General features: G+C 58.1%; 13 protein-coding genes and 1 tRNA gene. 6 read left to right on the top strand and 8 right to left on the bottom strand.

Translation table 11 applies throughout. The features are described 5' to 3' along the window. The 5 genes from EOA27_RS40535 to EOA27_RS08395 all read left to right on the top strand — a co-directional run. The coding region (locus EOA27_RS40535; RefSeq protein ID WP_189561982.1) for a hypothetical protein at positions 1-1,344 on the top strand (1,344 nt) is incomplete at its 5' end. 25 nt (positions 1,345-1,369) lie between these two features. Continuing rightward, complete coding sequence (locus tag EOA27_RS08380) at positions 1,370-1,759, top strand: hypothetical protein (RefSeq protein ID WP_127255922.1); 390 nt, start codon at positions 1,370-1,372, stop codon at positions 1,757-1,759. Between the two features lie 101 nt (positions 1,760-1,860). After that, positions 1,861-1,937, top strand: a tRNA-Met gene (locus EOA27_RS08385). Positions 1,938-2,032: 95 nt separating this feature from the next. After that, complete coding sequence (locus EOA27_RS08390) at positions 2,033-2,947, top strand: hypothetical protein (protein WP_127255925.1); 915 nt, start codon at positions 2,033-2,035, stop codon at positions 2,945-2,947. After that, positions 2,944-3,234, top strand: coding sequence for a hypothetical protein (locus tag EOA27_RS08395; protein ID WP_127255927.1), 291 nt, complete (start codon positions 2,944-2,946; stop codon positions 3,232-3,234). Before EOA27_RS08390 ends, EOA27_RS08395 begins: the two co-directional genes overlap by 4 nt. A 111-nt stretch (positions 3,235-3,345) precedes the next feature. On the opposite strand, the gene EOA27_RS08400 is transcribed toward EOA27_RS08395, so the two are convergent. The 8 genes from EOA27_RS08400 to EOA27_RS08435 all read right to left on the bottom strand — a co-directional run bounded on the left by EOA27_RS08400 (position 3,346) and on the right by EOA27_RS08435 (position 9,840). Further along, positions 3,346-4,308, bottom strand: coding sequence for a restriction endonuclease subunit S (locus EOA27_RS08400; protein ID WP_127255929.1), 963 nt, complete (start codon positions 4,306-4,308; stop codon positions 3,346-3,348). Continuing rightward, positions 4,308-6,176 carry an N-6 DNA methylase gene (locus EOA27_RS08405; protein WP_127255931.1) on the bottom strand — a complete coding sequence of 623 codons (1,869 nt, stop codon included), beginning with the start codon at positions 6,174-6,176 and terminating at the stop codon, positions 4,308-4,310. Before EOA27_RS08405 ends, EOA27_RS08400 begins: the two co-directional genes overlap by 1 nt. Positions 6,177-6,675: 499 nt before the next feature. Next, the gene (locus tag EOA27_RS08415; RefSeq protein WP_127255935.1) at positions 6,676-7,011 is read right to left on the bottom strand and encodes a hypothetical protein; all 336 of its coding nucleotides are present in this window, start codon (positions 7,009-7,011) and stop codon (positions 6,676-6,678) included. Positions 7,012-7,813: 802 nt separating this feature from the next. Continuing rightward, a complete protein-coding gene (locus tag EOA27_RS40540) occupies positions 7,814-7,990 on the bottom strand; it encodes a hypothetical protein (RefSeq protein WP_189561983.1) in 177 nt (58 codons plus the stop codon). Positions 7,991-8,138: 148 nt separating this feature from the next. After that, on the bottom strand, positions 8,139-8,498 hold the full coding sequence (locus EOA27_RS08420) for a hypothetical protein (RefSeq protein ID WP_127255937.1): 360 nt from the start codon (positions 8,496-8,498) through the stop codon (positions 8,139-8,141). Position 8,499: 1 nt separating this feature from the next. Then, positions 8,500-8,715, bottom strand: a complete 216-nt coding sequence (locus EOA27_RS08425; RefSeq protein ID WP_127255939.1) for a hypothetical protein — start codon at positions 8,713-8,715, stop codon at positions 8,500-8,502. Positions 8,716-8,750: 35 nt separating this feature from the next. After that, complete coding sequence (locus EOA27_RS08430; protein ID WP_127255941.1) at positions 8,751-9,608, bottom strand: DUF6011 domain-containing protein; 858 nt, start codon at positions 9,606-9,608, stop codon at positions 8,751-8,753. 10 nt (positions 9,609-9,618) lie between these two features. Further along, positions 9,619-9,840, bottom strand: coding sequence for a hypothetical protein (locus EOA27_RS08435; protein WP_127255943.1), 222 nt, complete (start codon positions 9,838-9,840; stop codon positions 9,619-9,621). Between the two features lie 206 nt (positions 9,841-10,046). On the opposite strand from EOA27_RS08435, the gene EOA27_RS08440 reads away from it, so the two are divergent. Beyond that, the gene (locus tag EOA27_RS08440; protein WP_189561984.1) at positions 10,047-10,298 is read left to right on the top strand and encodes a hypothetical protein; all 252 of its coding nucleotides are present in this window, start codon (positions 10,047-10,049) and stop codon (positions 10,296-10,298) included. The last annotated feature ends 134 nt before the right edge of the window (positions 10,299-10,432 follow it).

Genomic DNA, 10,432 nt, shown 5'->3' on the forward strand with positions numbered 1-10,432 from the left:
GTCTATGACGAAGGCGAAGCCCTGGCGGTGGGGGTCGACGAACCTGTTTCCACCGCCGAAGCGCGGCGCCTGTTAGAGCTTTGCAAGAGCCTTCGGTGGGCTTCCCCGCTGTCCGGCTACTTGCTGGCGGGATGGTGCGTCGTGGCGCCGGTGTGCGGCTTCCTGAAATGGCGCCCGCATGTCTGGGTGAATGGCCCGGCGGGCTCGGGCAAGTCGACCGTGATGGACAAGATCATAAAGCGCTGCCTCGGCGAAACCGCGTTGAGCGTTGTCGGCAACACGACCGAGGCCGGCGTGCGCGGCGCCCTCGGCATGGATGCGCTACCCATCATCTTTGACGAAGTCGAGCCGAAGGATCAGAACAATCAAAACCGCATCCGGGCAATTATGGACCTCGCCCGCGTCGCCGCATCGGAAAATGACGGGCTCATTTTGAAGGGCACCGCCGGCCAGAAAACGAAGGGCTTCCGGGCTCGCTCAATGTTCGTCTTCGCGTCCATCTTCACTCAGATTGAAGGCTACGCGGACGAAACCCGCATCACGCAATTGTCGCTCGCAGACCCGTCACAAGACACGCCGGAAGAGAAGGCGGCCAACAAAAAGCACTATGAAAAGCTTCTTTCCGACATCGTTGGATTGCTTACGCCGAACTTCTCAAAGCGCCTTCTCGCCCGCACAATCTTAAACCTTCCGACGCTTCGGGCCTATGTGGACGTGTTCACCGTGGCGGCAACGCTGCACCTCGGGGCGCAACGCCTCGGCGACCAGCTCGGGCCTATGCTGGCCGGCGCCTACCTTCTCAACACCACCAAGCCGGTGACGGTCGAAGAGGCGTTGAAATGGCTTCGCGCCAATGACTGGACGGATCACACCGCGAAGGGTGCCACCAAGGACTCCGAGCGGTTCTTGCAGCATGTCACCGGCTACTTGGTGCGGCACAACACGCCCGAGGGCGGAACGTGGGAGCGAACCATTGGCGAGCTTTTGGAATTGGCGGCGTTCGCCGCCGACATGATGCCGCTTAATGACGGCTACGGCGGCCAGGAACCGAACAAGAAAAAGGGGTCGGCGGTCTCAGCCCTGGCGCGCCTCGGCATGCGGGTGTGGCGCGGGCCGGAAGGCATGGTCGTGGACATCACCACGTCGCACGAAAGCTTCAAACGCTTGATCCTGAAAAATACGGAATGGGGCGCCACCAAGTATCGAGACATCTTAAAGGCGATACCTGGCGCCGTGCCAGGCAAAGGGAACCGCTACTTTTCCAGCGGGATCAATACGCCGTTTGTGACGGTCCCGCTTAACGCGTTGCTCGGCGAGCGCGAGCCCGGCGAAGATGCGGATTGAGCGTTGACAAAATGCAAACGACTCGTTGATTATCGTGATGTTGCGGCCCGATCTATTAGACCTCCCAGGGCGGGCCGCCTTTTTGAGACTGATGAAACGGGGAACCAAGATGCTCAAGAGAAGCTTTCTCGTGTCTGCTATCTTTGCCGCCTGCTGCCTCGCCTTTTCGGCATGCGCTGCACCGGCCGCCGAGTTCGCCACTGTCACGGTCGCCAGCATGAAGCACGAAGTACCGGCCCCGCCCATCCTGTCGGTTCCCGGCGATTTCGCGATCATGCGGGCTTCGGAAGACATGGCGCGAAACCCCGCCACGCTTGGCGCCAAGCGTACCGTCGCCGCTACCTTTGCCGTCTACCGTTTCAAACCCCGCGCCGCCGCCTGGCATCGAACTTTCGCGGTGCCGTGGGCGACCTGATCGCGCCCGATTACACTATGTCTCGAAACCCGGCAGCGATGCCGGGTTTTTTCGTTGCGAGCGTTGACGAAACGCAAACGACTCGGGCTTAGTGGCCTTCTCGCGGGGTAGCGCAGCCCGGTAGCGCGGTCGGTTCATGCCCGACAGGCCGGCGGTTCAAATCCGCCCCCCGCAACCAATTCGCTCGAATGGGGCGGGCTCGGTTGTCACAAAGGACGTGCCGCCCTACGGAATTGTTGCGGGCGCTGCCATTGGAGGCTAAGAGCTGCCGCCATGATCAGATTACGAGAGTACAAATTGCAGGATTGGAGCCGCCTTCGGCCCATCACCCATGCATATAAATCTATTCGCTATAGAGCTACTGACGCACGGTTTCTGTGGCAAAGAGCAAGGAAAGGCGACATCCAGACTATCCGCGCCGCCGCTCGGGACCGGCGTGTACTGCTGACCATAGCATTCAGCGATGCTCAATGCCTAGATTTGCAGTTGCGACTGACGCGGGGATTGGTTCGCCACGATCTGCACATCATTGCCGACAACAGCGTCGGCGAAGCGGCCGCCAATGAGAACGAGCAAGTGTGCGCGAGACATGGCGCCGTCTATGTCAGACTGCCTGTCAATCCATGGACAGCAAGAAATGCCAGCCGTTCCCATGGCGCTGCAATGAATTGGATGTGGCATAACATTCTGAAGCCGGCCGCGCCGGCTGCATTCGGCTTCCTTGACCAGGATCTTTTCCCGACACAGCCATGCGACCCCTTCGAACCCCTTAAAGACGCGGCCTTTCACGGCGATCTGCGTTGGGCAGGCGCGCGGTGGTTTCTCTGGGCTGGCTATTGCTTCTTTCGATTTGATGCGGTCGGCCGCGAGCCTCTGGATTTCGGACTGGACTGGTTCGCCAACCATCCCCTAGATACCGGCGGTGCAAATTGGAACGTGCTCTACCGCCACACGGACCCTAACACCGTGCCGCAACGGCCGATCACTTCATTCGCAGTTTTGCCGGGAGCCGAACTCAGGCAGGCATATTGCGAATGGCGGGGAACTTGGCTCCATGAGGTCGGCCTGGACGGAGACTTGTCTTTAAAGGCGAAAAAGCGCGGAGCGGTCTTGCGGCTGCTAGAACCGGCGCTAGAGCGCGCCAGGCTTGCGGACCTGGCCGAAACGACGCTAGACCTCGCGGTATGAAAAAGATCCTCGCTGTCGCCGCGCTCGGCTCGTTTATAGCTACGCCCGCACTCGCGGTTCAAATCGAGCTAACCCCGGTGATGGTCAAAGACACGACCGCTTTGATCAAGGGGAAGGGCTTCAATTGCCCTCTCGTCAAGATGGCATCGGCGAAGCCGGCCACCGCTCGCGGCAACGTGGTGAAGGTTTGGTGCGGGCCGGATGACGGCACTGACAACGTGTTCGGCGATTTCCAGTACCGTTTGACCTTCCGGCCCGATGGCGGGGTCGACGTCGCCGAGTGGTGAGCTAATCAAAGTCCCTTCGACAGCGAATTGGATCGCACGACATCTGCGGTAAAGTAATCAAGCCAATCATCATTGAAATACAACGCCGCCCCCTCGCCCTCGTTCTTCCCTCTAAGCTGCCTTGATGCTCATGCTGTAAGGAAGCGATTTTATGTATCCCTCGATGAAGGCCCAGTCAGGGTCGCCGCTGGGCGTGATAGGAAGGCGAATGATCGCCTCCTTCATCCTGGCTAGATGCCATTTTCGACCATAATTGAAGCGGAATTTTTCCTGACGAATAAGTGCGCAGATGAACAGGGCCACATATTTGTTGATGTCGAATTTAGGATAGAGGACATTCACGTCATCAGACGCACGAAACGGAGCGTCTTGATAAAACGCCTCTGCGACGCCATTGCCGTTGTATGCAACAGTGATCGTACCTGCCGAGTGGTTCGGGCTCGCGCTAATAAATTGCCGGTAGCCATTGTTCGAGTCTATTGCGCCGATGAAAGGGGTGTTCCCGGCGGTCATGTCGCCTTTGGTTAGACGGTTTCCTTTCTTGATATCAAAAAGGGCGTCGTATCGGAATTCTTTCCATTTCTGGGGGTCGATGGTCGGAGGCTGCACAGCAAGGGCAGGCTTGCCAGCGTCTTTGATCTGGTCCAAATCGGTGCTGCTCACCCAAGAGGGAATTTCACTCGGTGAGGGTATGAGCAATTTTGCTAGGGTTTTGTTGGCCTGGCGCCCATAACTGTATCGATATCTATTTTGTCTGATGCAAGCGCAGTAGTATAAGATTTGCTGCTTGGTGAGGGCCACTTTCGCCTTTAAAATGGCAACGTGGAACCCGGTGTAGAACGGGGCCTCTTGTAAGCAAGTGGTCAAGACACCATTCCCACTCAGTGCACAGGTGACTTCGCCCGCTGGAGCAGGGTCCACATCGGCTAGCGGCGTAACATAGGCTGATATGCCGTTGCTACCTTTCTGCCTTGAAACAAACGCGACGCCCTCCTTTGGACTGGTTTGTTCAAGTGCGTTCAATTCCAGCGAATGGCCGTACCGGATATCAAAAATGCTGGACACGGCCTGCATTATAGCGTTTCCAGCGTAAGCTTGTGGATCGCATAGTCTCTCACAACCCTAATAAAGTCTTGCTGAGTGATCTTAGAATAATCGGTTTCCATATATGCTTCTGCACACCACTCGTCACCTGCGGCGACTGGCTGCAACACGCTCAACCCGCTTTTCTTCTCACGGTTTACATAAGCGTCAAGCCAGGTTTCTCTGATCTTTTCCCATGAACCTTTGTTAACGCGACCCATATGCTTGGTTTTTACGTAACCATCATCCTTGAAATATCCAAAGAACGTCTTGTAGCCCTTGGGATGGGGTTTGTGAGCTTCAAAGGTCATGACGCAAGTGATCACACCGACGGGGTGGAATAGGTCGTCGGGCATCGAAAATACGCCCGTCAAAGTGTGGCTGGCTAGCAGCCGTTCCCGTACTGACACGGCCCGCGCACCAGATGAGGTCGCGCAACTCATCTGCACAATGGCAGCGCAACGGCCTCCAGGCTGAAGGCAGTTGAGCGCGTTCTCGATAAACTCCAGCTGCCCGTCCTCACCAACATCGTAAGGAGGGTTGAGGAAAGCTACCGTGGGCTTGAAGCCGCGCACCTTGTCGATAATTTCGGTAGCGAACGAGTCGCCTTGATAGATGTGAGATTTTCCATCCCCGCTCATCATCATGTTGGAGCAGGCGAAGGTAAACATGTCGGTGCGACGCTCGATGCCAACCAACTGATGTTCTTTAATTGCCCGGCGCTTCTTCTGGTCCGTGGCAGCAATCTCAAGCATACGCTTCATAGCTGAGATCAAGAATCCACCGCTACCGCAACAGGAATCGAAGGCAACGTCATTCACATTGAGATTGACCACGTCACAGAAAAACTCGGTAATGTGCTGGGGGGTGAGCACCAAACCAGTTTTCTTGTCCGTACCCGCGTATCTGATGAACTCTCGATAAAAGCGCCCCAGGACATCATATCCTTTGTCACCCAGCGTGATCAGGGGGAGAACGGTTTTTTCCAGCCGCTCCGCAATGTCGCGTAGGACATAATTGTCCTGCTGTTCGGACGCTTTTTTCTTTTTGATGAGGGGCGATTTGGCAATGGAATGATTCTTAATCTTCTCATATTCCCCGATCATGGACGTCACACGCTCGCCATCGATATCGGCGTCTTTCAGCACATTGTTAATGCTGATCACGATGAAGTCAGCCAGCCGCTCAGGGGTAGGCAAGTGCAACTTGGTTTTGGCTTGGACCTTGTATGCCTGCTCCCTATAGGATGCCTTGAACGCCGCATTTTGCAGCGCAAGCAAGATGGCGCTCACCAACGTGCATCGCTCATATTCCACTATGGAATAGTCATTCAGTTCCTTGTTCAGATCGATGGCGGTCTTTGTGATTTCTGCCGATTCGATATTTTGTGCCTGCGCCTCGCCTTTAAAGAGCGTGATGTAAGAGAAGATATCCAGCAGGTCCGCCTTACCCTCCGTGATCTCAGGCTGCCCCATCTTTTGATAAAAGCTGGAAATCTTCAATTTTCCTGGGTCGCCACTGACAGCAATGGAAACCACATTGTACTCTTTGGATAGAAAAGCTGAATAATGTCGCGCACCGTCAACGGCGAAGGCGCTCGGATTGTCTCCGGCATCGCTTTGGTGAAACTTTGAGTCCGCCTTGCACTCAACGACGATGATGTCGTCCGGAAGAGATGGAAAGGTGATGATGAACTCAGGCGATCCACCCTTCCCGGTCATCTTCTTTGAAGCGGTAGCCAGGCATCGTTTAGCCTTTGCGACCGAAGCCTTTTGCTCATCTAACTTGATCACGCTGAACAGAGGATCATTCTTGAAATGATCGCGAACCGCGTCCTCTGTGACTCGTTCGTTAGCCATGGTCGGCAACCAGATCGTTGGATCGCAATACCTTAACCGCGCCCCTGCCGAGCATCAGCAGCATGTCCATGTGCTTGCCAAGATCCCTTCCCGTTATTGGGCTCGTAAGTCCGGTGCACTGATGCCTACCTGGTGCTTTATGCGACATTCCATGCCTCCCCCAACTGCCCATTTGTGTATGGCGATTTGGGGGATGCGGGCAAGCGACTTTGTATAGTTTCGAACGGCGCCGCCGATGGGAGTGCCGGCCACGGGTTTACACGATTTGCCCTCGGGTGATCCTGCGCTTCAGGTCTGCGGAATTGAGGAGGATCACCATATCGGTCGCATAGGTCAGTTCCAGGCCCACCGCAGGGCGACCCTCGGGCTCAGCCGGCTGGCCGGTGTGTCGGTCGACTACAGTCCACCCCTTGTGGTCTCTCTTCAGCTCAAACCTGTCGTGCGCCATAGGGTGAACTTAGGGAGAGGTCGCATTATTTGGTAGGGCCGCGACGCTGCTCTATCGTCTCAAAGCAGCGTCGACCAAGCGGGGCCATAGCGCCGCTATGGTGGGCATCATGTCTTTCTCTTCGCATTCGTTGAGGTAGCCGACAAAGGCGGTATCCATCGCCAATTCCGGTCGCTTAGGCATCAGCACCCCGGCGCTGTTGCGGCGGCGGTCATAGGCATAGGCGTTGACGGCGGCCAGGATGAAAGCCCACACCTCGGAAGGGGCGACGAACCCCTCGTCGTCCGAGGTGATGACGGGCTCGCCGTTGGCGTCAACCAGGGAAGCGACGCCTGCGCTTTCTTTGATCGCCCACGGCAGCGGGGCGGATTGCGGTAGCTGGATCATGATTCCCTCTGCTTAGTGGGATAGGAAAGGCGCTACGATAGAGAATTGATCGAAAGCGATGATTTGGGCTGGTGTCCACTCTGCCGCGCAATCCAGGGGGCTTTCCCCAGCGTGGCCGGATAGGTAGTGACCGAAGCGATCAAAGGCGCCGATACCTTCGGCGTAGAACCATGCGGACCGACCGACCTCATCCTTGTGGGGGCCGTCTTCCTCGTCGCGGAAGGGGCGAAGCGGGCCTATCCTGGCGCCGTTCCTAGCCCGGTAGGTTCGCCCGGTGGCGATGTAGAGGGGACGGGGGACGGAGGCCCGAGGCCTCACCTCGATACGTGGCGCCGAGCATTCGGCGAGCGGCTGTTTGGTGAAAGCGGATAGAGCGAGTTTGATGCGGCGTTTCATGCTGAATTGATTCCGAACAGAAGTGAGAACGAAATTAGAACGTACAATCCGCACGAAATCAATAGTACATTTTGTACGACATCGAGACGACAAGCCGACGCACCTTTAGCCCGGCGGCTTGAACATACATGCGCCGCCCCCGGCCGGATAGGCAGGGTTGTGCGGCGGCGCTAAGCGAGCGCACTCTCGGGCGTTGTCGCGCCCTCAGTCTCGTCGGGGTAGGTTGCTAAGCCCGACAAGGCTTCTATCACGAATTATTAACCGTGCAACTAAGATTGCGAGCCGACGCAGCATTTTTAACAGTTGGCGTTGCAGAACTGATGTCTATTACATCACGCTAATACAAAAAAACTTGTCTGCGGCGCCGGTTATTCACCGCCCTGAAGTAGAGAAGGGCAACCGCTGACTATTTGCGAGCTGCGACCCTTTGCAGCGCCTCTATGACGGCCTCGGCGTAATCGTGGAACTCGGGGCCAATCGTGTCCTCGCTTTGCATTGAGGCTTGCGGGCCGAACAGTTCGCCGACTGCCTCGCCGATCATGCGGAGCGCGGCCCAAGCGGCGCGCCGCTCTTCATCGTTCATAGGTCGTATCCAGCCCATGTCAGTAGGCCGTCGAAAGCTCGCGCGGAGTGATGCGCCAGCCATTCGGAAGCCGAATTAATGCCGAGAAAGATCATTGCCGGCAAAACGACAAGTAGGGCACGGCCTGGGTGCCGCAACGGGCGTTCGGTCATTCCTGCCCCCTTTGCTCGACCACTCTCTTAAGCCAGCCCTCGCGGTCTTTGTGATGGGCGAGGAATTCGTGCGGCCACTGAAAGACGTTTTCGACGTCCCGCTCCACCGTCTTGAGTGCGTCGCCATAGTCAGGGTGTTGGGCGCTCTTGAAGCTGTTTCGCATGAAGATCAGAGCACCGGCGCACATTGCCTTCGCCTCGCCCCCCGGCGGGATTGTCTTGTGGCACGGCAACGGCGGGCCATCGAACTGCACTTGCGTGGTGAAGTCTTCCGGCGCGTAGCCGCCGAGCCATCCCGCCGGATGCTTGCGGCGCCACGGGCATTCGTTGCACGGTTCTTTCAGACAGGCTTTCATGTTATGCCCCCAGGATGGCGCGGCGCATGCGCAAAATCTGATCGTAGGTGAGGTCGCGAACCGCCTTCGCGAGAAGGCCGGCGGTTTCCGGGTTGCCGTCATCGCCGATCCGCATGCATTCCCGTATCAGCACGTTGCGGACCTTTGAGGCGAGCAAAGCGCGCTCGGCGGCGTCGACCTCGGAGACCGTCATTTCTTTCGGGGTAGTCTTTCCCATTGCAGTTGATCCTTTTCAGCGGGAAGGCGTGGGGCTCAAAGGCCCCACTTGGTTGCGCAAATCGGGCCGATGCCGGCCTCGACTGAATCCGGGTCGGTAAGCTCGCGGCCACAACAGCCACACACCCCGGTGGACCGGCCGTAGTCGGTGGCGGCTTTCAGCGGGTCCGCTGCGATGGCGCAAAGCAGCGCTAGGGTGTCCGGGGCGGCTTCGCGGCGGGCCATGAACTGGCCGTTGACTATCTTGCCCACGTATTCGCCGCCGGCCGCCTTGTCGGTCACGTAGAGGGTGCCAGGGTGAAGCTTTGCCGGCTTGATCGTGAGGCGTTCGGTGCGGAACAGCGGCTTTTTGAGGCCGGACTCCATGGCGGTGGCGAACAGCGCGTTGATCCGTTCAACGCCGACCTCGCCGGACCTATCAGCAGTTTCCAAGGCTCGAGCCGCCGCCTTTTCCTCGCGCTTCCGCTTCACCTCGGCGAGGGTGTTCAACGCGGCGTTGACCTGGCCGGCGGTAAGCTCGCCGTACTGTTCGAACTTGGAAAGCAGTTCACCGGCGAAGCGATGCCAGCCCGCGATTTCCCGAAGGCCTTTCATCAGGTCCGGGTTCGCTGCCTCAAACGCGGCCTTGTCAGCGGCGAGGTTCGCGGCCCGCGTCACCCTGCCCTTGGCGGCGGCGACAACACCCTTGGACACCTTGCCAATGCCTTTGCATGAGAAGCACGGCCGGACCGCGCGGCCACCGCGCCAGACACCGGAGCCCCCGCACTTCGGGCAATCGAACGTCGCGTCGCCACCGTTTTGCATGTGAGCGGCGGCGCGGATCTCGGCGGCAGTGACAACCGGCACCGGGGCCGAGGTCAGCGGGTCCGTATCGAGGTCGTCAAAGTTCACCATGTCAGTCCCCTTAGTTCGCGAAGCGAGCGGCGACGCGGGCGTCCACGGCGGCCCGGTGCAGCGCACTGGTTTCGGCGCGGGTGAGGTTGAAGAACGTTTCCATTTCGGCGAGGCGGGACACTTCCGAGCACTCGGTCGAGGCCGAGGCGGCCCAATCAGCGGCGGCCTCTTTCGTCATCAAGGCGAGCTTCGCCCGGTTCGGGCAGGAGGCGCGGGAAGAGAAGTAGTGCATTGGCTTCGGCCTCGTTTGCGTTTCGACAACATTTATATACATGGCGAATATCATGGTTGCAATACGCAAACGCTTAAGACGTGATCTTTTTCGGAGTCAGCCGAGTGAGCGAGGTAGGTCGGTGATATCGCCGGCAATGCCACTGGCGAGGGAGCCGGGACACGAGGGCCTACAAAAAACCCGAGAAAGCTGCTATCGCTCAAGTGATGACTGAAACAGTTCTGGCGATGCTGGAGCAGCATGTGCTCCTAGGCGAGCGACACCTTGCGCGCCAGCGAGAGATTGTCGCCTACATCCACCAAAAGGGTTTTAGGGCGGACCTGGCCGAAGAGCTTCTGGAGCTGTTCGAGCAGATGCAGCTATTGCACATCGCTCACCGGAATCGGCTTCTAAATTCAAACCGAGACACTACTCGATTTCGCGGCGGCGGCCATGGTGCTGATCCTGGGTTGAGTTGAGAAGAGCGGGGGCGGCGGGTCATCCCCTGCCGCCCCGTGAGCCTACTTCGCGGTCGCCGGGAGGATGACGGCAGAAGGCCCGATTTTGGCGGCGAGCTTGAGGGCGAGGTCGTGGCGCCCACACCAGCCATGAT

The organism is Mesorhizobium sp. M2A.F.Ca.ET.037.01.1.1, from assembly GCF_003998075.1.
In the GTDB taxonomy this organism is placed as follows: domain Bacteria; phylum Pseudomonadota; class Alphaproteobacteria; order Rhizobiales; family Rhizobiaceae; genus Mesorhizobium.

Bases quoted from the DNA above. Each gene is read 5' to 3' on its own strand.
- EOA27_RS08405 (WP_127255931.1), bottom strand. From the start codon at position 6,176: ATGGCTAACGAACGAGTCACAGAGGACGCGGTTCGCGATCATTTCAAG.
- EOA27_RS08435 (WP_127255943.1), bottom strand. From the start codon at position 9,840: ATGCACTACTTCTCTTCCCGCGCCTCCTGCCCGAACCGGGCGAAGCTC.
- EOA27_RS40540 (WP_189561983.1), bottom strand. From the start codon at position 7,990: ATGAACGATGAAGAGCGGCGCGCCGCTTGGGCCGCGCTCCGCATGATC.
- EOA27_RS08425 (WP_127255939.1), bottom strand. From the start codon at position 8,715: ATGGGAAAGACTACCCCGAAAGAAATGACGGTCTCCGAGGTCGACGCC.
- EOA27_RS08440 (WP_189561984.1), top strand. From the start codon at position 10,047: ATGACTGAAACAGTTCTGGCGATGCTGGAGCAGCATGTGCTCCTAGGC.
- EOA27_RS08430 (WP_127255941.1), bottom strand. From the start codon at position 9,608: ATGGTGAACTTTGACGACCTCGATACGGACCCGCTGACCTCGGCCCCG.
- EOA27_RS08390 (WP_127255925.1), top strand. From the start codon at position 2,033: ATGATCAGATTACGAGAGTACAAATTGCAGGATTGGAGCCGCCTTCGG.
- EOA27_RS08420 (WP_127255937.1), bottom strand. From the start codon at position 8,498: ATGAAAGCCTGTCTGAAAGAACCGTGCAACGAATGCCCGTGGCGCCGC.
- EOA27_RS08415 (WP_127255935.1), bottom strand. From the start codon at position 7,011: ATGATCCAGCTACCGCAATCCGCCCCGCTGCCGTGGGCGATCAAAGAA.
- EOA27_RS08395 (WP_127255927.1), top strand. From the start codon at position 2,944: ATGAAAAAGATCCTCGCTGTCGCCGCGCTCGGCTCGTTTATAGCTACG.
- EOA27_RS08400 (WP_127255929.1), bottom strand. From the start codon at position 4,308: ATGCAGGCCGTGTCCAGCATTTTTGATATCCGGTACGGCCATTCGCTG.